Origin of the sequence: Inhella proteolytica (assembly GCF_016093275.1) — a bacterium.
In the GTDB taxonomy this organism is placed as follows: Bacteria; Pseudomonadota; Gammaproteobacteria; order Burkholderiales; family Burkholderiaceae_C; genus Inhella; species Inhella proteolytica.
This window is the reverse complement of sequence record NZ_JAEDAK010000001.1, coordinates 237,381-259,507: the sequence shown is the minus strand read 5'-3', so window position 1 is coordinate 259,507 and position 22,127 is coordinate 237,381. Positions and strand designations below refer to the sequence as shown.

Sequence of the window (22,127 nt, the reverse complement as noted above, 5' to 3'; positions counted from 1 at the left end):
GCGAGTGTAGGCAGGCGAGAGGCGCTTGCCTTCGGCTCAGGGCAAGGCCAGCGTCAACAAGGGGACTTGTCTTGCGCCGCCGCCTTCTGCATCGCCCTTGCGATACCGCGCAGGATGTGCAGCTCCTCGGACTGCAGCCCGGCGCGGTTGACGAGCTGGTTCAGGCGCGGCATCAGCTTCTTCGGGGCCGCCGGGTCCAGAAAGCCGATGTCCACCAGCGCCTGCTGCCAATGAGTCAGCAGGCCCTGTACCGCCTGTGCATCGGCCAGCTCGGGCGGCTTGGTTCGGGCCTGCACCGGGAAGCCGCCCAGGGCCTGGCGCCATTCGTAGGCCAGTAGCTGCACGGCCTGCGCGAGGTTGAGGGAGCCGTAGTCGGGATGCGTGGGGATGGAGACCAGGGCATGGCAGCGGTACACGTCCTCATTGCTCATGCCAAAGCGCTCGCTGCCGAACACCAGACCGAGGCTGGGTCGCGGCGCCCGGGCAGCCAAGCCCTCGAACAGCGGCCGAGGGGCGCTGCAGGGCGGACCGAAGTCGCGCGGTGTCATGGCAGTGCCCACCAGGAACTGCACGCCGTCCAGGGCCTCGGCCAGGCTGTCGACCACGCGTGCGCGCTCCAGCACCTCGGTGGCGCCGCTGGCAAAGGCCAGGGTCTCCTCCTGCTGCAGCACATCGGCAAAGCGCGGCCGAACCAGCACCAGATCGTCAAAGCCCATCACCTTCATCGCGCGCGCCGTGGCCCCGACATTGCCGGGGTGACTGGTGTTCATCAGGATGAAGCGTGTGGAATGCACGACGGCGCGCCCCGCAGGACTCAGTAGAATCCCGTGATTATCCCGGCTGCTGCCGGGCGTTCTTTTTTATCGCCAGCCCACCCAACTTCCAGGAAGACGACCGCATGTCATCTGCTGCTTTGCATCCCATGCTGAACGTGGCCATCAAGGCCGCCCGCGCCGCCGGTGCCATCATCAATCGCGCCTCGCTGGACCTGGACATCATCAAGGTGGGCGCCAAGGCGTACAACGACTTCGTCACCGAAGTCGACCACGCGGCCGAGGCCGTGATCATCAAAACCCTGCTGGAAGCCTATCCCCAGCACGCCATCCTGGCCGAGGAATCGGGCAAGGAGCATGGCAACCAGAAGTCCGATTACCAGTGGATCATCGACCCGCTGGACGGCACCACCAACTTCATCCACGGCCTGCCGATCTACGCGGTGTCGATCGCGCTGGCCCATCGCGGCCAGGTGCAGCAGGCGGTCGTCTATGACCCGACCCGCAACGACCTCTTCCACGCCAGCAAGGGCCGCGGCGCCTACCTGAATGACCGCCGCCTGCGCGTCTCGCGCCGCACGCGCCTGTCCGACGCCCTGGTGGGCACCGGTTTTCCCTTCCGCCGCGGCGACAACTTCAAGCGCTACCTCAAGCTCTTTGAGGATGTGATGCAGCAGACTGCCGGCGTGCGCCGGCCCGGTGCGGCCTCGCTGGACCTCTGCTACGTGGCCGCCGGCTACTACGACGCCTTCTTCGAGACCGGTCTGTCGCCCTGGGACGTGGCGGCAGGCTCGCTGATCATCACCGAGGCGGGTGGCCTGGTGGGCAACTTCACCGGCGAGAGCGACTTCCTGCACCAACGCGAGGTGCTGGCCGGCACGCCCAAGATCTACGCCCAGTTGGTGCCCCTGCTGCAGCCCTACAGCCGTGTCATCAATACCGAAGAAACCGGCGAAGCACCAGAAGCCGCGCCCGCCCCGGCGCCGGCGGCGGCCCAGCCCAAGTCGCGCCGCATCACCAGCACGCGCAGTGCCGGCGCCGAAGACGCGCCCTTCTAAGCCCCCGGCTCCCCCAGCCCCGGCGCCCCGCCCCGCGGGGCGTCGGCATTTGGGGCCCTGCAACAAACGCAACACAGCGGCCGCCCGGCTGCAACCCGGCCGAAACAGCCCACCGCGATGCTGACTGCACCCCAACCCAAGGGGCTCAGGAGCACGCGATGAAACACCGTCTGTCGATCAACCCCTTGTGGCTGCTGGCCGCCTTGCTGGTTGGCCTTGTCGGACTGATCAGCCCGCTGCACCGCACCCGCACGGCGCGCGCCTGAGCCCAATCCCCTCAAGGAGCCTTCGATGACCCCCCGCATCCCCCGCCTCGCCCTGCTGCTGCTCGCCAGCCTCTCCATCCACGCCGTCGCAGCCCCGGTGTATGAACAGGCGCCGGTGGCGGGCCCCAATGTCGGTGCCGTCTGGACCAGCCACTTCAACAGCAGCAACAGCGGCTGGCAAGCCCAGGACGACTTCTCGCTCGGGGCCAACGCCGCCATCAGCCGCGTCACCTGGCGCGGGATCTACCTGACCAATGAAGCACCCTGCTGCGGCAATGGCGCACCGAACACCAACTCCTGGACAGTGGAGTTCCGACAGGACGATGGCGGCACCCCGGGTGCGCTGGCCTTCAGCAAGACCTATGCGGACAGTGCGGTCCACCGCAGCAACGCGACCGACGGCGTCTTCGCCGGCAACCCGGTCGATGTGTACGACTTCGACCTCGCCCTGGGCAGTGCGTTTGCCGCCGAAGCCGGCATCAACTACTGGTTCTCGGTGCGCTCGAACGCGGATGGGTTCTCGCCGTTCTTCGGCTGGACCATGGCCGGTCCTTATGAAGCGGGAGACGTCACGTTCCAGAACAGTTATGCCAATGGGGTCGTGACCGGCACCTTCGCCGCGCGTGGCGGTGACCGCGCGTTTGCGCTCTACGACGTCCCCGAACCCACCGCCCTCGCACTCGCCGGCGTGGGTCTGATTGCGGCGGGTTCGCGCCGCAAGCGCAGCGCCAGCTGATTCCCAGCCGTGCGGGGGCAGGGTCGGGATAATCCGGCCCCCTCGCGCGCCCGCCCCCGATCACCTTGTCCTCTGCGCCCCTCGCCCCGCTCGAAACGCACACCCCCTTGATGCAGCAATATTTGCGCATCAAGGCCGACCACGCGGACCTGCTGGTGTTCTTCCGCATGGGGGACTTCTACGAGGTCTTCTACGACGACGCCCGCAAGGCCAATGCGCTGCTGGACATCACGCTGACCGTGCGCGGCAGCAGCGGCGGCGAGCCGGTGGTGATGGCTGGAGTGCCCGTGGCCGCGCTGGAAAACTACCTGGCCAAGCTGCTGAAGCTGGGCGAATCGGTCGCCATTGCCGAGCAAGTGGGCGAGGTGGGCGCCAGCAAGGGCCCGGTCGAGCGCAAGGTGGTGCGCATCGTCACCCCGGGCACGGTGACGGACGCCGAGCTGCTGGCCGACAAGCAGGACGCCCCACTCCTTGCACTGCATGCCGCCGCGGGCCGCTTTGGCTTGGCCTGGGTCACGCTCGCACAGGGCGAGATCGGCCTGCTGGAATGCAGCCACACCGAGCTACCCGGCTGGCTGGCGCGCCTGAACCCGGCCGAGATCCTGCTGGCGCGCGACCACTCCGCCCCCGGCCAGCCCGAGGCCCTGAGCGTGGTGCGCGCGCCCACCACCGCCCGTCCGCCCTGGCAATTCGATAGCGCCCTGGGCCAGCGCAAGCTGTGCGAACAACTCGGCGTGGCCAGTCTGCAGGGCCTGAACGCCCAGGATCTGCCGGTGGCCCAGGCCGCCGGCGGGGCGCTCTTGGCCTACCTCGAGCACACGCAGGGCCGCGCGCTGGCGCATGTGAAGCGGCTGGCCGTGCTGCGCGCCAGCGAGCTGATCGACCTGCCGCCCGCCACCCAGCGCAATCTTGAGCTGACGCAGACCCTGCGCGGCGAAGAGGCCCCCACCCTGCTCTCCCTGCTGGACAGCTGCCGCACCGGCATGGGCAGCCGCGCGCTGCGCCACTGGCTGCTGACGCCGGCGCGCGAGCGTTCCCTGGCGCAGGCGCGCCAGGCGGCCATTGCCACGCTGCTGGAGCTGGGCTTCGAGCCCCTGCGCGAGGCGCTGCGACGCGTGTCCGATGTCGAGCGCAGCACCAGCCGCATTGCGCTGCGCCAGGTGCGCCCACGCGAGCTGGCCGGCCTGCGCGAAACTTTGCTGCTGCTGCCCGAACTGGCCGCCGCCGTGCCGCCCGGTGCTGCGCTGCTGAACCAGCTGCGCCAGGACCTGGCCGCGCCGCCCCAGGTGGCCGAGCTGCTGCGCGCCGCGCTGGCGGAACAGCCGGCGGTGTGGCTGCGGGATGGTGGCGTCATCGCCAGCGGCTTCGATGCCGAACTGGACGAGCTGCGTGCCATCAACGCCAACTGCGACGCCTTCCTGCTCGACCTGGAGCTGCGCGAGCGCGAGCGCACCGGCATCCCGAACCTGCGCGTGCAATTCAACAAGGTGCACGGCTTCTACATCGAGGTCACCCATGGCCAGAAGGACAAGGTGCCGGACAACTACCAGCGCCGCCAGACCCTGAAAAACGCCGAGCGCTTCATCACGCCTGAGCTCAAGGCCTTCGAGGACAAGGCACTCTCCGCCAGCGAACGTGCCCTGGCGCGCGAGAAGTTCCTGTTCGAGCGCCTGCTCGATGACCTGGGCGGCTTCGTGCAGGCCCTGGCCACGGTGGCGCGCGCCCTGGCCAGCCTGGACGTGCTGGCCGCGCTGGCCGAGCGCGCCGCCACGCTGAACTGGTGCGCGCCCGAGTTTGTGGGCTACCCCTGCATCGACATCCAGGCCGGCCGCCACCCGGTGGTGGAAGCGCGCCTGGCCGAAACCAGGGGCATCGCTTTCCAGCCCAACGACTGCCGGCTCGACGCCAAGCGCCGCCTGCTGGTCATCACCGGCCCGAACATGGGCGGCAAGAGCACCTTCATGCGCCAGGTAGCGCTGATTGCGCTGCTGGCCTCGATGGGCTCCTACGTGCCGGCGCAGGCCTGCCGGCTCGGGCCGCTGGACGCCATCCACACCCGCATCGGCGCGGCGGACGACCTGGCCAACGCCCAGTCCACCTTCATGCTGGAAATGACGGAGGCCGCGGCCATCCTGCACGCCGCCACCGAACAGAGCCTGGTGCTGATGGACGAGATCGGCCGCGGCACCTCGACCTTCGATGGCCTGGCACTGGCCGGAGCCATTGCCACGCACCTGCACGACAAGAACCGCTCGCTCACCCTGTTCGCCACGCATTACTTCGAGCTGACCGAGCTGCCGGCGCAGAAGAGCGAGGCCCACAACCTGCATGTCTCGGCCGTGGAGGCCGGCGACGACATCGCCTTCCTGCACGAGCTGCAACCCGGCCCAGCCAGCCGCAGCTACGGCGTGCAAGTGGCGCGCCTGGCCGGCATGCCCGCGCCGGTGTTGCGCCAGGCACGCGCCAGCCTGGAGGCGCTGGAGGCCCAGAAAGCCGGCACCCAGGCCCAGGTGGACCTGTTCGCGGCGCCGCCAGCCGTACCTCAGGCCGAAGAGCCGCCGGCGCTGAAGGCGCTGCGCGGCCTGGACCTGGACAGCTGCAGTCCGCGCGAGGCGCTGGAGCAGCTGTACCGCATCAAGTCCCTGCTGGGCAGGGAATGAATCAGCCGCGCTTGTAGACGACCTTCTTGCTGCCGCCCTCGCAGCTGCCAACCACCGTCTGGTCGGCTACCTGGTCGGTGGCCACGATGTCCAGCGTGTAGCCCTTGACACCCTTGGCATCCAGCTTGGCGGCGATCTCGGTCTTCAGCTCTTCGCAGGCCTTGGGGGCGGCCTGGGCGGCGCCGGCCAGCAGGGCGAGGGTGGCGATCAGAACGGTCTTCATGGAGAACTCTCCCTAGGTTTGGTGGAGGAGGCCCGCATTCTGTGCCGGAGTGCGGCGGCACACTGCGCGCCATGTCCACCCTGGTCTTCTCCCACGCCAACAGCTACCCCGCTGGTTGCTACCGACTGATCTTTGACGCCTGGCGCGCGGCCGGCCATCAGGTCCATGCCCTCGAAAAATACGGGCACGACCCACAGCACCCGGTGAGCAGCAACTGGCCGCATCTGGTCAGCCAGCTGCTGCGCTATGTGGACGAGGTGGTGCAGCCGCGTGAGCCGGTCTATCTGGTCGGCCATTCGCTGGGCGGACTCCTGAGCCTGATGGCAGCCGCACGCCGCCCGCAGCAGGTGCGCGGCGTGCTGATGCTGGACTCGCCCTACATCCGCGGCTGGCGGGCGGGCTTCGTGGCCTTCGGCAAACTCAGCGGTCGCATCCACAGACAGCCACCTGCCAGCATCGCGCAGGAGCGCCGCCAGCACTGGCCCGACCGCGCCACGCTGGAAGCGCACTTCCGCTCCAAGGCCCTGTTCCAGGCCTGGGACCTACGCGTGCTGCAGGACTACCTGGATTGCGGCTTCGAGCCCGACCCAGAGCGCGGCGGTCTGCGCCTGGCGTTCCGCCGCGAAGTGGAAGCCGCCGTGTACGCCACCCTGCCCCATGCGCTCACGCGCGCCACCCGCGGCCTGTGCGTACCGCGCGCCTTCATCGCCGGCACGCACAGCCGCGAGATGCGCATGGGCGGCATCGAGGCCACTCGCCGCTTCGTCGGGCCGCTGTACCGCGAGATCGAGGGCTCGCACCTGTTCCCCTTCGAGCACCCGGAGGCCACGGCGGCACTCGCGCTGCAACTGCTGAAGGAGCTGGCGGAGCGACCCCAAACGGCCGGTTGAACCCGCACCCGCCTCGGCCTTGTTCCATCCCGCAGGCCGGTTCCACACTGGCCGGGTAAACCCGCGCCGATATACTTCGCCTTTCCTCTTGAGCGTTCTCGGCCTGATGGCCCCCCGCAGTGATGCCAAGGGGGTGCGGCGCGTGGGAACGCGGCGCGACATGACCAAATACGTATTCGTCACCGGCGGTGTGGTGTCCTCCCTGGGCAAGGGTGTGGCCGCCGCCTCTCTCGCGGCCTTGCTGGAGAGCCGCGGCCTCAAGGTCACGCTGATCAAGCTGGACCCCTACATCAACGTGGATCCGGGCACGATGAGCCCGTTCCAGCACGGCGAGGTCTTCGTCACCGACGATGGCGCCGAGACCGACCTGGACCTGGGCCACTACGAGCGCTTCATCACCACGCGCATGAAGCGCGCCAACAACTTCACCACCGGGCAGATCTACAAGTCCGTGCTGGAGAAGGAACGCCGCGGCGATTACCTCGGCAAGACGGTGCAGGTGATCCCGCACATCACCAACGAGATCCAGGACTTCGTCAAGCGCGGCGCCGGCGCGGGCACCGATGACGCGGTGGACGTGGCCATCGTCGAGATCGGCGGCACGGTGGGCGACATCGAGTCCCTGCCCTTCCTCGAAGCCGCACGCCAGATGAGCCTGCGCATGGGCACGACGAACACCGCCTTCGTGCACCTGACCTATGTGCCCTGGATCGCCGCCGCCGGCGAGCTGAAGACCAAGCCGACCCAGCACACGGTGCAGAAGCTGCGCGAGATCGGCATCCAGCCCGATGCGCTGCTCTGCCGCGCCGACCGCCGCATCCCTGAGGACGAGCGCGAAAAGATCTCGCTGTTCACGAATGTGCCCGAATACGGCGTGATCAGCATGTGGGACGTGAACACCATCTACAAGGTGCCGCGCGTGCTGCACGAGCAGGGGCTGGACCAGCTGATCTGCACCAAGCTGCAGCTCAGCACCCGCAGCACCGACCTGACGCGCTGGGACACCCTGGTGCGCGAGGTCGAGCACCCGCAGCACGAGGTGCGCATCGCCATGTGCGGCAAGTACACCGACCTGTCCGACTCCTACAAGTCGCTCAACGAAGCGCTGCGCCACGCCGGCATCCACAACCACGCCCGCGTCAACATCGAGTACGTCGATTCGGAAGCGCTGGAGACGGGCGACATCGACCAGCTCGCCCAGTTCGACGCCATCCTCGTGCCCGGCGGTTTCGGCAAGCGCGGCGTGGAAGGCAAGATCCGCGCCGCCCAGTACGCCCGCGAGCACAAGATCCCCTACCTCGGCATCTGCCTCGGGATGCAGGTGGCCACCATCGAGTACGCCCGTCACATGGCCGGACTGGAAGGCGCCAACTCCACCGAGTTCGACCCCGAGGCCAAGCACAAGGTCATTGCCCTGATCGACGAGTGGCAGGATGCCGACGGCTCCATCCAGAAGCGCGACGCCAGCTCGGACCTGGGCGGCACCATGCGCCTGGGCGCGCAGAGTTCCGACGTCAAACCCGGCACCATCGCCCATGGCATCTATGGCGACGTGGTGACCGAGCGCCACCGCCACCGCTACGAAGCCAACGAGCACTACCTCGACAAGCTGCAGCAGGCCGGCCTGGTGATCTCCGCCATCACCCAGCGCGAGAAGCTGACCGAGATCGTCGAGCTGCCGCGCGACCAGCACCCCTGGTTCGTCGGCGTGCAGTTCCACCCCGAGTTCAAGAGCACGCCCTGGGACGGCCACCCGCTGTTCATCAGCTACATCAAGGCTGCGCTCCAGCACAAGGAAGCCAAATGAAGCTGTGTGGGTTCGAGGTCGGCGTCGACAAGCCCTTTTTCCTGATCGCCGGCACCTGCTCGATTGAGAGCCAGCAGCTCTCGCTGGACGTGGCTGGCCTTCTGAAGGAAGCCTGCACGGCCCTGGGCATCCCCCTCATCTACAAGGGCTCCTTCGACAAGGCCAACCGTTCCTCGGGCAGCTCCCGGCGCGGCGTCGGGATCGAGGCTGGCCTGAAGGTCCTGGACGAGGTGCGCCGCCAGACCGGCCTGCCGGTGCTGACCGACGTGCACGACAACAGCCAGATCGCCGAGGTGGCCAGCGTGGTGGACGTGCTGCAGACCCCGGCCTTCCTGTGCCGCCAGACGGACTTCATCCGCGCCGTGGCCCAGAGTGGCAAACCGGTGAACATCAAGAAGGGCCAGTTCCTTGCGCCCTGGGACATGAAGAACGTCATCGACAAGGCTCGCGCGGCAGCGCGAGAAGCGGGGCTTTCCGAAGACCGCTTCCTCGCTTGTGAGCGCGGCGTCAGCTTCGGCTACAACAACCTGGTGGCCGATATGACCAGCCTGGCCGAGATGCGCAACTCCGGCGCGCCGGTGGTGTTCGACGTCACCCACTCGGTGCAGAAGCCGGGCGGCCAGGGCACGAGCAGCGGCGGCGCCCGCGAGATGGTGCCGGTGCTGGCCCGCGCCGGCGTGGGCGTGGGCGTGGCGGGCCTCTTCATGGAAACCCACCCGAACCCGGCCGAGGCCTTCAGCGACGGCCCGAACGCCGTGCCGCTCAAGCACATGCGCACCCTGCTGGAGCAATTGGTGGCCATCGACCGGGTGGTCAAGACCCAGCCCTATCTCGAGAACGACTTCTCCTGCTGATGAGCCAACCCGCCTACCTGATCGTCGCCAGCAAGATCCGCGACCCCGAAGCCTTCAAGGCCTACATGGCCGCCGCCCCCGCCGCAATTGCCGCGGCTGGCGGTGAATACCTGGTGCGCGGCGGCGCGATCGACGTGCTGGAGGGCGACTGGCGCCCCGCGCGCCTGACCGTCATCCGCTTCCCGAGCATGATCGAGGCGCGCGCCTGGTACGAAGGCCCGGGCTACCAAACCGCGCGCGCGCTGCGCCAGGGCGCAACCGAGTATTTCGATATGACGCTGGTTGAAGGCTACCTGCCGGCCTGAATACGGCGGGTTACCAACCTAGAGTCCTCCCCGATTTCTTCTTCATTCAAGGAACGCCATGAGCGCCATTGTTGACATCGTCGGCCGCGAGATCCTCGACAGCCGCGGCAATCCCACCGTCGAATGCGACGTCCTGCTGGAGTCCGGCACCCTGGGCCGTGCGGCCGTGCCGAGCGGTGCCAGCACCGGCAGCCGCGAAGCCATCGAGCTGCGTGACGGCGACAAGAGCCGCTACCTGGGCAAGGGAGTGCTGAAGGCGGTGGAGTTCATCAACACCGAGATCAGCGAGGCCGTGATGGGCCTCGACGCCTCCGAGCAGGCCTTCCTGGACAAGACCCTGATCGACCTGGACGGCACCGAGAACAAGAGCCGCCTGGGTGCCAACGCCATGCTGGCCGTCTCCATGGCCGTGGCGCGCGCCGCCGCCGAAGAGTCCGGCCTGCCGCTCTACCGCTACTTCGGCGGCATGGGCGCCACCCAACTGCCGGTGCCGATGATGAACGTCGTCAACGGTGGTGCGCACGCCAACAACAACCTGGACCTGCAAGAGCTGATGATCGTCCCCGTGGGCGCGAGCAGCTTCCGCGAGGCCCTGCGCTGGGGCGCCGAGACCTTCCACGCGCTCAAGAAGATCCTGCACGACAAGCACATGAGCACCGCCGTGGGCGACGAGGGCGGCTTTGCCCCCAACGTCGAGAACCACGAGGCCGCGATCCAGATGATCCTGCAGGCCATCGAGATGGCCGGCTACACCCCGGGCACGCAGATCGCCCTGGCGCTGGACTGCGCCGCCAGCGAGTTCTATGCCGACGGCGTCTACACCCTGGAAGGCGAAGGCGGCATCAAGCTCAGCGCCGCGCAGTGGACCGACATGCTCGCCACCTGGGTGGACAAGTACCCCATCATCAGCATCGAAGACGGCATGGCCGAGGGTGACTGGGACGGCTGGAAGCTGCTCACCGAGCGCCTGGGCCAGAAGGTGCAGATCGTCGGCGACGACCTCTTCGTCACCAACACCAAGATTCTGAAGGAAGGCATCGAGAAGGGCATCGCCAACTCGATTCTCATCAAGATCAACCAGATCGGCACCCTCACCGAAACCTTCGCCGCCATCGAGATGGCCAAGCGGGCCGGCTACACCGCCGTCATCAGCCACCGCTCGGGCGAGACCGAGGACAGCACGATTGCCGACATCGCCGTCGGCACCAATGCCGGCCAGATCAAGACCGGCTCGCTGTCGCGCTCGGACCGCATGGCCAAGTACAACCAGTTGCTGCGCATCGAAGAAGACCTGGGCGATGTGGCGGTCTACCCTGGTCGCGCCGCCTTCTACAACCTGAAGTAAGCCCTTGCGCTTCATTGCCGTGCTGCTGGCTGCGGGCCTGCTCTGGGTGCAGGCCCAGACCTGGTTCGGCCAGCGCTCGGCTGCGCGGGTCACCGAACTGCAGCAGCAACTGCAGGATCAGGAAGCCGCCAACACCAAGGCGCGCGAGGCGCAGACGCGGGCACGCGCCGAACTGAAGGACCTGCGCGAAGGCCTGGAGATGGTGGAAGAGAAGGCCCGTCTGGAGCTCGGCATGGTCAAGCCCGACGAGATCTTCGTGAAGCTGGATGGCCAGCCGTCCCCGCCGGCCTCCGCCCCTTCGCGCCCGTGAAGGACTGGTTGCTGGCGGCCGCCTTCACGGCCTGGGGGAGCCCCTTCACCTGGCTGGAGATCCTGGCCTTTGCCCTCTCCGTGGCCATGGTGCTGGGCAATATGCGGCAGTGGCTGGCGGCTTGGCCGCTGGCCGCCGCGGCCTCGCTGCTCTACGCCCTGCTGTTCTGGGAGGGCAAGCTGTACGGCGAAGCCGCCCTGCAGCTCTTCTTCGTGGGCATGGCGGCCTGGGGCTTTGCGCAGTGGTGGCGCGGGCGCTCTCAAAGTGCGCTCACCGTGCGTCGCATGCCGCTGCAGGCCTGGGGCTGGAGCCTGGGCGCCATCGCCCTGGGCTGGCCGCTGCTGGGCTGGTGGCTGAGCCGCCACACCGACTCCCCCCTGCCCTATTGGGACGCGCTGCCCACCGTCGCCTCCGTGGTGGCCACCGTGCAACTGGGGCGCAAGTTCATCGAGAACTGGGGCTTCTGGGTGGCCGTCAACGCCGTCTCGGTGGTGCTGTTCGCGCTCAAGGCCTATTGGCTGACGGTGCTGCTCTACGCCGCTTTCATTCCGCTGGCCCTATGGGGCTGGCGCGAGTGGGCGCATGCCGAGCGGGGCGTGCGCGCCGCATGAAGACACCCTGCAAGGTGGCCCTGCTGGGCGCGGAATGCACCGGCAAGAGCAGCCTGACCACGCTGCTGGGCCTGCGCCTGGCCGACCTGGATGTGGCCACGGTGGGCGAATACCTGCGCGAATGGTGCCTGGCCAGCGGGCGCACGCCACGGCGCGAAGAGCAGGCGCCCATTGCGGCGGAGCAGTCGCGCCGAATTGCGGCAGCCGCCCAGAACCACCGTCTCGTCGTGGCGGACACCACCGCGTTGATGACGGCGCTGTACTCGATCCACTACTTCGAGGACGCCACCGCCCTGCCCGATGCGGTGCGCGCGCAGCAGGCCTTCGACCTGACCCTGTTGTGCTGCCCAGAAGGCATCCCCTGGCAGGCCGATGGCTGGCTGCGCGAATCGCCGGCCGTGCGCCGCCAGGCGCACGAAGCCCTGGTGGCCCTGCTGCAGGCCCAGGGCCTGCCCTTCACCGTGCTGAGTGGCCCGCTGGATGAGCGCGCCGCCTTGGCCGAGATGCTGATCCGATCCCTGCCCACGCTGCGCCGCCCCCACCCGGCCTGGGCGGCTGAGCGCGCGCGCGGCTGATGGCCGCGCACCGACAATTGCCCCCCGTACCGTCCAAGCCCACCATGCGCCTTCTCACCCGCCCACTGGCCCTGGCCGCCGCCCTGTGTCTGGCCGCCTGCAGCAGCATCGCGCCGCCACACCCCACCGCGCCGGCCGGCCCGGTGAAGGTCCAGGTGCTGGCCATCAACGATTTCCACGGCAATCTGCTGCCACCCGCGCCCTTCCGCATGCCCGACCCGGCCAACCCCGGCCAGCAGGTGCAGGTGCCGGTGGGGGGCTCGGAAGCCCTGGCCACGGCGGTGAAGCAACTGCGCAAGGACAAGGCCAACCACATCTTCGTGGCGGCGGGCGACCTGATCGGTGGCACGCCCCTGCTCTCGGCACTGTTCTTCGATGAACCGACGCTGGAATCGCTGACCACCATGGGCCTGCATGTGTCGGCCGTGGGCAATCACGAGTTCGACCGCGGGGCGGACGAATTGCTGCGCCGCATCCGCGGCGGCTGTGCGCCCAAGGAGGGCTGCCGCGGTCCGCAGCCCTACAAGGGTGTCGGCTTCAAGTACCTGGCCGCCAGCACGGTGGACAGCCGCACCGGCCAGACCCTGCTGCCGGCGTACCACGTGCAGCAGTTCGAAGGCGTGCCAGTGGGCTTCATCGGGCTCACGCTCAAGGGCACGCCCGGGCTGGTGATGCCCGAGGCCGTAGCCGGCCTGCGCTTTGACGACGAGGCCGAGACCATCAACCGCTTGGTGCCCGAACTGCAAGCGCAAGGCGTGCAGGCCATCGTGGTGCTGATCCACGAGGGCGGCTACCCCAGCGGCGGCCACAACGAATGCCCGGGCATCAGCGGGCCCATCGTCGACATCGTCAAGCGCATGCACCCGGCGGTGGACGTGGTCGTCACCGGCCACACGCACCGCGCCTACAACTGCCGCCTGGACGGCAAGCTCGTCACCAGCGGCGACAAGTTCGGCTCCATGGTCACCGAAATCGAACTGAGCCTGGACCGCGGCAGCCGCGATGTGCTGGAAGCCAAGGCGCTCAACCATCTGGTGCGCCTGGACCAGTACGGCAAGGACCCCGAGCAGACCCAGCTGCTGGCGGCCTACCAAGAGAAGGCGCGCCCGCTGATTGAGCGCGCCGTCGGCCGCCTGTCCAAGGAGGTGCCGCATGGCAAGGTGGACGAAGCCGGCAACTGGCCGATGGGCTACATCGTGGCCGACGCGCACCTCGCCGCCACCCGTTCACCCGAGCACGGCGGCGCGCTGTTTGCCCTGACCAACACCGGCGGCGTACGCGCCGGCCTGAGCTTCAAGGATGGCGGCCGCCTCAATTTCGGCGACCTCTTCACCGCCCAGCCCTTCAACAACCAGCTCGTCACGCTGACCCTGAGTGGCGCCGAGCTGCTGGAACTGCTGGAGCAGCAGTGGCGGGAAGACGGCCAGTACTACCCGCTGCAGCCCTCGCAGGGCTTCAGCTACCGCTGGGACGCCCAACGCCCACGCGGCCAGCGCGTGGTGCCGGGCTCGGTGCTGGTGCAGGGCGAGCCGCTCAACCCCGCACGCGACTACCGCTTCACCGTCAACAGCTTCATCGCCTCGGGCGGCGATGGCTACCCGGCGTTGAAGAAGGGCCGCGACTCGCGCCTGGGCGTGCAGGACATCGACGCGCTGGAAGCCTATGTGCGCAGCCTGCCGATGCTGCAGCCGCCGGCGACGATGGACCGCATCCAGCGCCTCAACTGAAGCCCTACTGCACCGAACCCTGCGGCGGCGCCACGCTGCCCGCCGCCTGGAAGAGCTGGGCGCAATCCACCGCGTCAAAGCGGTAGGGCGCGCCGCAGAAGTTGCAGGCCACCTCGACGTCTGGGCGCTCGGCCAGGATGGACTCGATCTCCTCGCGGCCCAGGCCCACCAGCATGCGGCCCACACGCTCGCGCGAGCAGGTGCAGGCGAAGCGCGGCGTGGCAGGCTCGAAGCGGCGCAGCGGCTCCTCCCAGAACAGGCGGTGCAGCAGCTCGTCCATCGGCAGGCGCAGCAGCTCCTCGGGCTGGAGCGTGGCCACCTTCATGGCGATGCGCGGAAAGGCGTCCAGCAGCTCGGCCGCCTGTTCCGCACCCACCCGGCCTTCCAGATTGGCCTCGCCCTCCAGCGGCATGCGCTGGATCAGCATGCCGGCCGCGCTGTGTGCGTCGGCCGCCAGCACGATCTTGGTGTCCAACTGCTCGGAGAGCTTCATGTACTGCTCCACCGCCTGGGCCAGGCGCGAGAAGCGTGCCGCATGCTCGTCGTTCAGCGGCACCACGCCCTGGTAGGGGTGCACGCCGGGCGGGCGGTCGTCCGCATCCAGGGTGATGGCGCAGCGCCCGCCGCCATGCACGTTCAGCAGGTCGGCCAGATCGAACTGCCCTTTTGAATCCAACCGTGGCACCGCCCCCGTGACGTTGGCCGTGGCGCGGTAGCTCAGGTCGGTACGCGCTTCGGCCACCGCCAGCTTGACCGGGCCATCGCCCGACATCTGCATCACCAAGGCGCCCTGGAATTTCAGATTGCCCTGCAGCAGCAGGGCGCAGGCGCTCATCTCGCCCAGCAGCGCCATCACGGCGTCCGGCAGCGGCTCCTGGCGGCGCGACTGCAGCTCCTGCCAGGAATCGGTCAGGCGCACCACCACACCGCGCACCGGCAGCCCCTCAAACATGAACTTCTGAAACTCGCTCATGCCAGCCCCTCGCCCGGCGAGTACGCCAGCCGATCCCCCAAGGGGATGGCCGTCCGGCTTGGGGCGGCCCGGCGCTCGGCCGGCCGCGCTTCGATATTCATCTCGCTCATTCCATCTTTTCCAGTTCAGCGCCGTAACGGGCGCCATTGCGCGCGTAATGCGCGGCGGATTGCAGCAGGCGCGCGCTTTCCTCCTCGGTCAGCTCGCGCAGCAGCTTGGCCGGGCTGCCGACGATCAGGCTGCGCGGCGGGAAGGCCTTGCCTTCCGTCACCAGGGCGCCCGCGCCCACCAGGCTGCCGGCGCCGATGCGCGCGCCGTTCAGGATGACCGCCTGGATGCCCACCAGGCAGCCCTTCTCCACATGACAGCCATGCACCATGGCCTGGTGGCCGATGGTGACGTCGTCCTCGATCACGAGCGGAAAGCCGGTGTCGGCATGCAGCACGGCGTTGTCCTGCACGTTCACGCGATCGCCCAGCGTGAGCTGGTCGGAATCGCCTCGCGCCACGGCGCCGAACCAGACCGAGCATTGCTCACCCAGGCGGACGCGCCCCACCACGGTGGCGCTGGGTGCCACCCAACAGCTGGCGGGAACCTCGGGCTCATGCTCACCCAGGCGGTAAATGCTCATGCTTGTCGCCTCACTGCGAAGGGATTGGGGAAAACGCGAAAGGATAATCGCGACCCATGATTGTCGAGCTCCGCCACCAGGCGCTGAGCCTGCTCGGCGAGCCCGACCCAAAGACCAAGCAAGACGGCGTACGCGCGCTGTGGCGCGATTGGCAGGCCGGTGCCGTGCCGCTGGACCCGCAGGCCACGCCCCAAACCAACGCCCCCCTGCCCGGTCGGCCGGCGCAGCCGCGCCTGGTCGAGCACCTGGCAGTGCGCAGCCGCAGCCCGCACACACCCGAAGGCCGGGCCGCGCTGCTGCACGCCATCGCGCACATCGAGTTCAACGCCATCAACCTGGCGCTGGACGCCGTGCAGCGCTTTGCCGGCCTGCCGCCCGCCTTCTATGCCGACTGGCTGCAGGTGGCGGCCGAAGAGGCTCTGCACTTCGAGCTGCTGTGCGAGCACCTGGGCACGCTGGGCCACCGCTATGGCGACTTCGACGCCCACGACGGCCTGTGGACCATGTGCGAGCGCACCGCGCACGATTTCCGCGCCCGCATGGCCCTGGTGCCGCGCACGCTGGAGGCGCGCGGTCTGGACGCCACCCCGCCGCTGCAGAAGAAGCTGGCCGCCGCGGGGGACCCACGCGCGGTCGAGATCCTCGACGTGATCCTGCGCGACGAAGTCGGCCATGTCGCCATCGGCAACCGCTGGTACCGCTGGGCCTGCGAACACGAGGGCGTGGACCCGGAAACGGACTTCCCCGCCCTGTGCGCCCAGTACCAGGCGCCGCGCCCGCGCAAACCCCTGAACCTGGGCGCTCGCGCCCTGGCCGGCTTCACGCCCGAAGAGTTGGCCGCTCTTGAATTGACTGCTCTATGACCCGTGGAATGACTCGTCTCCAAGCCGACCTGCTGCTCACCGTCGTGGCCATCATCTGGGGCTCGGCCTTCGTGTTTCAGGCCCAGGGCATGGCGGCACTCGGCCCGATGGCCTTCACCGGCGTGCGCTTCCTGCTGGGCGCCCTGGTGGTGCTGCCGCTGGCGCTGTGGGAACAACCGCGCCGCAAGGCCGCGTCGCGGGCCAAACCGATGACGCCGGCGGTGCTGGTTCTGGGCGCCCTGATGCTCACCGGCGCGGGCTTCCAACAGATCGGCATCCAGACCACCACCGTCACCAACGCCGGCTTCCTGACCGCGCTCTACGTGCCCCTGGTGCCTTTGCTGGCCGCCCTGGTGCTGAAGGAATCGCCGCACTGGAGCGTGTGGCCCTGCGCCCTGGCCTGCGTGGCCGGCGCCTTCCTGCTCAGCGGCGCGCACACCCTGAGCTTCAACACCGGCGACCTGTGGGTGCTGGCCTCCACCCTGCCCTGGGCCGCCCATGTGCTGTGGGTGGGCCGCCTGGCGGACCGTTTCGATGCCCCCTTCAGCGTGGCCTGCGGCCAGTTCGCGGTGGTGGGCGTGCTGGCGCTGGCCTATGCCGCAATGGCCGAGCCCTTCACGCTGGCCCAGGTGCTCCAGGTCTGGCCGGCGGTGGCCTTCACAGGCATCTGCAGCGTCGGCCTGGCCTTCACCGCCCAGGTGGTGGCGCAGCGCCACGCCCAGGCCAGCGATGCGGCCATCATCCTCAGCAGCGAAACCCTGTTCGCCGCGCTGTTCGGCTACTGGCTGCTGGACGAGCGCCTCAGCACCCAGGGCCTGCTGGGCTGCGGCCTGATCCTGTTCGCGCTGCTGGCGGTGCAGTTGCTGCCGCTGCTGCACCCATCCTTCAAACGCAGTCACGCCGCTTGATTCCGGCCTGGGTCTTCCTCGCCACCAGCATGGCGCTGGTGGGCAGCTATGTGGGTCTCTCGAAGGCCCTGGTGGCCGTGTTTCCGGTCTTCCTGCTGGCCGGGCTGCGCTTCGGCATCGCGGCCGTCGCCATGGCCGGCTGGCTGCGCCGGCCGGCGGATGAAACGCCGCTGGATCGCGCCGACAAAGGCTGGCTGTTCCTCGGCAGCTTTTTGGGCAATTTCGGTTTCTCGATCTGCATGCTGCTGGGCGTGCAGGCCACCTCGGCGCTGTCGGCCGGCGTGGTGATGGCCCTGATTCCGGCCGCCGTGGCGCTGCTGAGCGCGCTGTGGCTGCACGAACGTGTGAGCCCGCGCATCCTGCTGGCGATCGTCTGCGCGGGCGCCGGCATCGCGCTGTTGGCATGGGCACGCGGTGGCGAAGGCGGTGGTTCCCTGCTCGGCCACCTGCTGCTGCTCGGCGCGGTGTTCTGCGAGGCCGCCTACGTGGTGGTGGGCAAGCGCCTGGGCACCAAGCTCGGTCCGCGCCGCATCTCGGCCCTCATCAACCTCTGGGGCCTGGCCCTGATGGCGCCGCTGGCGCTCTGGCAGGGCTGGGGATTCGAATGGAGCAGCGTGCGCGTTCAGGACGCCGCTTTGCTGGTCTTTTACGCGCTGGCCGCCAGCGTGGTGTCGGTGTGGCTGTGGATGCGCGGCCTGCAGGGCTACCCGGCGAACAAGGCTGGAGTATTTGCAGTGTTGATTCCGGTGGCGAGCGCGGGGGTGGGCATCCTGTTCCTGGGCGAACACGCGGGCCTGATCCACCTCGCAGCCTTGGGCCTGGCCTTGCTGGGCATCGTGCTCGCCACGCGCCGCTAGAGAAACCGCCCCGGCCGGAACGCCGCCAGATCTGCCAGCCCCGGCTTGCGCTCCAGCGCCCAGTCCGCCGCCAGCTTGGCCGTCGCCGCTGCCTGCGTCAGCCCCAGATGGCCATGGCCGAAGGCGTAGAACACGCGGGCGTCGGCGGGGGCCGGGCCGATGACGGGGAGTGAGTCGGGCATGGAGGGGCGGCAGCCCATCCATTGCGTGCCGCCCTCGGTGCGCAGCTCGGGCAGGAAGCGTTTGGCCTTGGCCAGCAGCGCATCGGCACGGGCGAAGTTGGGCGGGGCCTGCAGGCCGGCGAACTCGACGGCGCCACCCACGCGCACCCCGCCGGCAATCGGCGTCACCACGAAGCCGTGGTTGGGGAAGGTGAGCTGGCGGCGCAGGTTGAAGGCGCCGGGCGGCAGCGTGGTGTTGTAGCCGCGTTCGGTTTCGAGCGGGTAGCGCTCGCCCAGGGTCTCGGCGAGCTGGTGCGACCAGGCGCCGGCGCAGACCAGCAGGCGCTGCGCCAGCAGCGGCGGGCCCTGCTCCAGCTCCACCAGCAGGCCGCGCGCATCGGGGTGCAGGCGCAGCGCATGGGCGCGCGCCAGCACGCCGCCGCGGGCGATGAAGGCCTGGGCCAGCGCATGGCTCAGGCGCAGCGGGTCGTCCACGGTGTGCCAGTGGGGCACGAAGCAGCCGTACTGGAACTGCTTGTCCACGCCGGGCTGCAGGTCGGCAATCGCGTCCGCGCCCTGCAGCAGCTCGTAGCCCACGCCCAGGGCCATGCGCTGGGCCCAGCCGGGCGCCGCGGCGCGCCACTGCGCCTCGCTTTCGTACAGATGCAGGTTGCCGCCCTTGCGCAGCTGCTTCTCGGCACCCGCCAGGGCCAGCAGGGCCGGCCATTCGGCGGCCGAAAGGGCCAGCAGCGCCGCTTGCGAACGCGCGCTCAGCGCCACCTGCTTGTGCGTGCTGGCGCGCCAGAACTTCCACAGCCAGGGCAGCATGGCCGGCGCGTAGCTGGGGCGCAGGCTCAGTGGCCCGAGCGGGTCGAGCAGCCAGCGCGGTGCCTGGCGCAGGATGCCGGGCGAGGCCAGCGGCAGCACGTCCGAATAGGCCAGTGCGCCGGCATTGCCCCGGCTGGCCCCGGCGGCCACGCCGCTGCGGTCCAGCACCGTCACCTGCAGGCCGGCCGACTGCAGGCGCAGCGCGCAGGCCAGGCCGACGATGCCGGCGCCCAGCACCAGGGTCTGCACCGAGCGCGCGGCCTCGGCCTGCAGCGGCGGCAGGAAGTCCAGGTCGCGCGCGTTCATGCCAGCACTTTCACGCGCATTGGTAGGCGGTCTTGACCGTCGTGTAGAACTCCGCCGCCGCCGCACCCTGCTCGCGCGGGCCAAAGCTGCTGCCCTTGCGGCCGCCAAAGGGCACGTGATAGTCCACGCCCGCGGTGGGCAGGTTGACCATCACCATGCCGGCCTGGGCGTGGCGCTTGAAGTGCTGGGCGTGCTTGAGCGAGGTGGTGCAGATGCCGGCGGCCAAGCCGAACTCGGTGTCGTTGGCCAGGGCCAGGCCGGCCTCGTAGTCCTTCACCACCGCCAGCGTGGCCACCGGGCCGAAGACCTCGACGCGGTCGGCGCGCGTGCCGGGGCGTGTCACCTCCAGCAGCGCGGGCTGCAGGAAGTGGCCCTGCGTGGCGCGCGCCACGCGCTGGCCGCCGCAAATGAGCCTGGCGCCGTCCTGGCGCGCCAGTTCCAGCTCGCGCTCCACGGATTCGAGTTGCACGCCATCCACCACCGGGCCGATCTGCGTGCCGGCCTCCAGCGCATGTCCCACCACCAGCTTTTCGGTGGCGGCGCGCAGCGCGGCGGCAAAGCGCTCGGCGATGCCAGCCGTGACGATGATCCGGCTCGACGCCGTGCAGCGCTGGCCGGTGGAATAGAAGGCGCCCTGGATGGCGCAGTTCACGGCCTGGTCCAGATCGGCGTCGTCCAGCACCAGCAGCGGGTTCTTGCCGCCCATCTCCAGCTGCAGCTTCTTCAGCCGCAGCCCGCAGTCCGCCGCCAGGCGCCGGCCCACGCCTTCCGAGCCGGTGAAGCTGATCGCCGCCACCTCGGGCCGCTCCACCAGGATGGGCCCGACCACCGAACCGCGCGCCAGCACGAGGTTGAACACGCCCTCGGGCAGGCCGCTGCGGTGCAGGATGTCGGCCAGCGCCCAGGCGCTGCCCGGCACGCGTTCGGCGGGTTTCAGCACCACTGCGTTGCCGAAGGCCAGCGCGGGGGCCACCTTCCAGGCCGGGATGGCGATCGGGAAGTTCCAGGGCGTGATCAGGCCCACCACGCCGAGCGGCTCGCGCCGCACCTCGACGCCCACGCCGGGGCGCACGGAATCCAGCACCTGGCCGCCCTGGCGCAGCGCCTCGCCGGCGAAGAACTTGAAGATCTGGCCGGCGCGGCCCACCTCGCCGATGGCCTCGGGCAGGGTCTTGCCCTCCTCGCGCGCCAGCAGCCGGCCCAGTTCCTCGCGGCGGGCCAGGATTTCGCTGCCCACGCGGTCCAGCACATCAAAGCGTTGCTGCGGGCCGCTCAGGCCCCAGGCCGGCGCGGCCGCCGCGGCGGCGTTCACGGCGGCATGCACGGCCTCGGCGTCGGCCTCATAGGCGGTGCCCACCGGATCGTCCAGATCCGAGGGGTTCTCATTCACGGTGGCGCGGCCGCCTTCCCACCAGCGGCCGCCGATCAGGCTGCGGAACTGCATCGTTCAGACTTTCGGCAGGGCCGGGCGGGTTTCCAGCGCCTTGCGAACCACGGCCTCCACCTGGGCGCGGCGCTCACCCGCCAGCGGCAGGCGCGGGGCGCGGCAGCGGTCATTCGAGCCAATGGCCAGCGCCTCAACCAGCTTGATGTTCTGCACCAGGTAGGTGGAGACGTCCAGATCCAGCAGCGGGCGAAACCAGCGGTAGATGCTGCGCGCTTCGTCGATGCGGCCGGCCTTGACCAGGCGGTAGATCGCCACCGTCTCGGCCGGGAAGGCCACCACCAGGCCGGCCACCCAGCCATGCGCGCCGGCGCACAGGGCCTCGAAGGCCAGGTTGTCCACGCCGGTCAGCACGTCGTAGCGGTCGCCCAAGCGGGTCAGGATCTCGGTGCAGCGGCGGATGTCGTCGCTGCTTTCCTTCACCGCCACGAAGCGCTGGTCGTCGGCCAGCTCTTCCAGCAGGTCGGTCGTCACGTCGACGCGGTAGGCGATGCGGTTCGAGTAAATCATCACCGGCAGGTCGGCGGCAGCGGCAATGGCGCGCAGGTTGGCGGCGGTCTCGCGGGCGTCGGTGTGATAGATGGTGCTGGGCACCACCATCAGGCCGTCGGCGCCAGCCTTGGCAGCGGCCTCGGCCAGCTGGCAGGCCTCGCGGGTGCCGGCCTCGGCCACGGTCAGCAGCGCGGGCTTGGGCCCCGTCACTTCCTTGGTGAGCTTGAGCACCTGGAGGCGCTCCTCGTGGCTCAGCATCGGGCCCTCGCCCAGCGAGCCGCAGGCGATCAAGCCGTCGCAGCCGGCCTCCATCTGCAGCTGGAAGCAGCGCTGCATCTCGGCGGCGTCGAGCCGGCCTTCAGGGGTGAACTTGGTGGTGACTGCTGGGATGACGCCTTGCCACATGGTCGGACTCCGGTTGGCGCAGGATGCGCGGGTTGATGGCCGAAGCATATTGCATATTGGATCCAATGTTCAAGCAAAGGATCCGCATCCCTACGCGCGGCCACAATCAGGGCTTCGCC

The 22,127-nt window shown here is 69.2% G+C and carries 22 protein-coding genes; 15 read left to right on the top strand and 7 right to left on the bottom strand.

The genetic code is table 11. The features are described 5' to 3' along the window. Window positions 1-53 precede the first annotated feature (53 nt). The gene (locus I7X39_RS01135; protein WP_310739825.1) at window positions 54-794 is read right to left on the bottom strand and encodes an RNA methyltransferase; all 741 of its coding nucleotides are present in this window, start codon (window positions 792-794) and stop codon (window positions 54-56) included. Between the two features lie 104 nt (window positions 795-898). Between I7X39_RS01135 and I7X39_RS01130 the strand changes: the two genes are divergently transcribed. The 3 genes from I7X39_RS01130 (at window position 899) to mutS (ending at window position 5,493) form a co-directional block, all read left to right on the top strand. Then, window positions 899-1,831, top strand: a complete 933-nt coding sequence (locus I7X39_RS01130) for an inositol monophosphatase family protein (protein WP_198109109.1) — start codon at window positions 899-901, stop codon at window positions 1,829-1,831. 291 nt (window positions 1,832-2,122) lie between these two features. After that, the gene (locus I7X39_RS01125; RefSeq protein WP_198109108.1) at window positions 2,123-2,833 is read left to right on the top strand and encodes a PEP-CTERM sorting domain-containing protein; all 711 of its coding nucleotides are present in this window, start codon (window positions 2,123-2,125) and stop codon (window positions 2,831-2,833) included. A 110-nt stretch (window positions 2,834-2,943) separates the two neighbouring features. Further along, entirely contained in the window at window positions 2,944-5,493 is a 2,550-nt protein-coding gene (gene mutS / locus I7X39_RS01120; protein WP_198109107.1) for a DNA mismatch repair protein MutS, read from the top strand. A 1-nt stretch (window position 5,494) separates the two neighbouring features. On the opposite strand, the gene I7X39_RS01115 is transcribed toward mutS, so the two are convergent. Continuing rightward, window positions 5,495-5,716 carry a DUF1161 domain-containing protein gene (locus I7X39_RS01115; RefSeq protein ID WP_198109106.1) on the bottom strand — a complete coding sequence of 74 codons (222 nt, stop codon included), beginning with the start codon at window positions 5,714-5,716 and terminating at the stop codon, window positions 5,495-5,497. Between the two features lie 71 nt (window positions 5,717-5,787). Between I7X39_RS01115 and I7X39_RS01110 the strand changes: the two genes are divergently transcribed. From I7X39_RS01110 to I7X39_RS01070, 9 genes are all read left to right on the top strand, one after another. Beyond that, complete coding sequence (locus I7X39_RS01110; protein WP_198109105.1) at window positions 5,788-6,606, top strand: alpha/beta hydrolase; 819 nt, start codon at window positions 5,788-5,790, stop codon at window positions 6,604-6,606. A gap of 160 nt (window positions 6,607-6,766) precedes the next feature. After that, complete coding sequence (gene pyrG / locus I7X39_RS01105) at window positions 6,767-8,413, top strand: CTP synthase (RefSeq protein WP_198109104.1); 1,647 nt, start codon at window positions 6,767-6,769, stop codon at window positions 8,411-8,413. Beyond that, complete coding sequence (gene kdsA / locus I7X39_RS01100; protein WP_198109103.1) at window positions 8,410-9,267, top strand: 3-deoxy-8-phosphooctulonate synthase; 858 nt, start codon at window positions 8,410-8,412, stop codon at window positions 9,265-9,267. The genes pyrG and kdsA overlap by 4 nt, the downstream gene beginning before the upstream one ends. Beyond that, window positions 9,267-9,572: a DUF1330 domain-containing protein gene (locus I7X39_RS01095; RefSeq protein ID WP_198109102.1), complete on the top strand. Its 306-nt coding sequence runs from the start codon at window positions 9,267-9,269 to the stop codon at window positions 9,570-9,572. The genes kdsA and I7X39_RS01095 overlap by 1 nt, the downstream gene beginning before the upstream one ends. Window positions 9,573-9,630: 58 nt before the next feature. Then, a complete protein-coding gene (gene eno, locus I7X39_RS01090; RefSeq protein WP_198109101.1) occupies window positions 9,631-10,917 on the top strand; it encodes a phosphopyruvate hydratase in 1,287 nt (428 codons plus the stop codon). Between the two features lie 4 nt (window positions 10,918-10,921). Then, window positions 10,922-11,227, top strand: a complete 306-nt coding sequence (locus tag I7X39_RS01085) for a septum formation initiator family protein (RefSeq protein WP_198109100.1) — start codon at window positions 10,922-10,924, stop codon at window positions 11,225-11,227. Continuing rightward, complete coding sequence (gene pnuC, locus I7X39_RS01080) at window positions 11,224-11,838, top strand: nicotinamide riboside transporter PnuC (RefSeq protein WP_310739823.1); 615 nt, start codon at window positions 11,224-11,226, stop codon at window positions 11,836-11,838. The genes I7X39_RS01085 and pnuC overlap by 4 nt, the downstream gene beginning before the upstream one ends. Continuing rightward, on the top strand, window positions 11,835-12,413 hold the full coding sequence (locus I7X39_RS01075; RefSeq protein ID WP_198109099.1) for an AAA family ATPase: 579 nt from the start codon (window positions 11,835-11,837) through the stop codon (window positions 12,411-12,413). The genes pnuC and I7X39_RS01075 overlap by 4 nt, the downstream gene beginning before the upstream one ends. Before the next feature lie 44 nt (window positions 12,414-12,457). After that, the gene (locus tag I7X39_RS01070; RefSeq protein ID WP_198109098.1) at window positions 12,458-14,140 is read left to right on the top strand and encodes a bifunctional metallophosphatase/5'-nucleotidase; all 1,683 of its coding nucleotides are present in this window, start codon (window positions 12,458-12,460) and stop codon (window positions 14,138-14,140) included. Window positions 14,141-14,144: 4 nt separating this feature from the next. On the opposite strand, the gene hslO is transcribed toward I7X39_RS01070, so the two are convergent. Next, complete coding sequence (gene hslO, locus I7X39_RS01065) at window positions 14,145-15,113, bottom strand: Hsp33 family molecular chaperone HslO (protein WP_198109097.1); 969 nt, start codon at window positions 15,111-15,113, stop codon at window positions 14,145-14,147. A 106-nt stretch (window positions 15,114-15,219) separates the two neighbouring features. After that, window positions 15,220-15,744: a gamma carbonic anhydrase family protein gene (locus tag I7X39_RS01060; protein WP_198109096.1), complete on the bottom strand. Its 525-nt coding sequence runs from the start codon at window positions 15,742-15,744 to the stop codon at window positions 15,220-15,222. Between the two features lie 56 nt (window positions 15,745-15,800). Here I7X39_RS01060 and I7X39_RS01055 point away from each other — a divergent pair, with 56 nt between their 5' ends. From I7X39_RS01055 to I7X39_RS01045, 3 genes are read left to right on the top strand one after another with little or no spacing between them, the layout of a single operon-like run. Beyond that, window positions 15,801-16,607: a ferritin-like domain-containing protein gene (locus I7X39_RS01055; protein ID WP_198109095.1), complete on the top strand. Its 807-nt coding sequence runs from the start codon at window positions 15,801-15,803 to the stop codon at window positions 16,605-16,607. An 8-nt stretch (window positions 16,608-16,615) separates the two neighbouring features. After that, window positions 16,616-17,515 carry a DMT family transporter gene (locus I7X39_RS01050; RefSeq protein ID WP_198109094.1) on the top strand — a complete coding sequence of 300 codons (900 nt, stop codon included), beginning with the start codon at window positions 16,616-16,618 and terminating at the stop codon, window positions 17,513-17,515. Continuing rightward, window positions 17,512-18,372, top strand: a complete 861-nt coding sequence (locus I7X39_RS01045; RefSeq protein ID WP_259376406.1) for a DMT family transporter — start codon at window positions 17,512-17,514, stop codon at window positions 18,370-18,372. The genes I7X39_RS01050 and I7X39_RS01045 overlap by 4 nt, the downstream gene beginning before the upstream one ends. Here I7X39_RS01045 and I7X39_RS01040 read toward each other — a convergent pair. Genes I7X39_RS01040 through I7X39_RS01030 form a run of 3 tightly spaced genes read right to left on the bottom strand, consistent with a single transcriptional unit; the run spans window position 18,369 to window position 22,008 of the window. Further along, window positions 18,369-19,667, bottom strand: coding sequence for an NAD(P)/FAD-dependent oxidoreductase (locus I7X39_RS01040; protein WP_198109093.1), 1,299 nt, complete (start codon window positions 19,665-19,667; stop codon window positions 18,369-18,371). The two genes, I7X39_RS01045 and I7X39_RS01040, sit on opposite strands and share 4 nt — an antisense overlap. A 10-nt stretch (window positions 19,668-19,677) precedes the next feature. After that, a complete protein-coding gene (locus I7X39_RS01035; RefSeq protein ID WP_198109092.1) occupies window positions 19,678-21,111 on the bottom strand; it encodes an aldehyde dehydrogenase family protein in 1,434 nt (477 codons plus the stop codon). 3 nt (window positions 21,112-21,114) lie between these two features. Beyond that, window positions 21,115-22,008 (bottom strand): dihydrodipicolinate synthase family protein, encoded by an 894-nt coding sequence (locus tag I7X39_RS01030; protein WP_198109091.1) that lies wholly within the window; start codon window positions 22,006-22,008, stop codon window positions 21,115-21,117. Window positions 22,009-22,127: the final 119 nt, after the last annotated feature.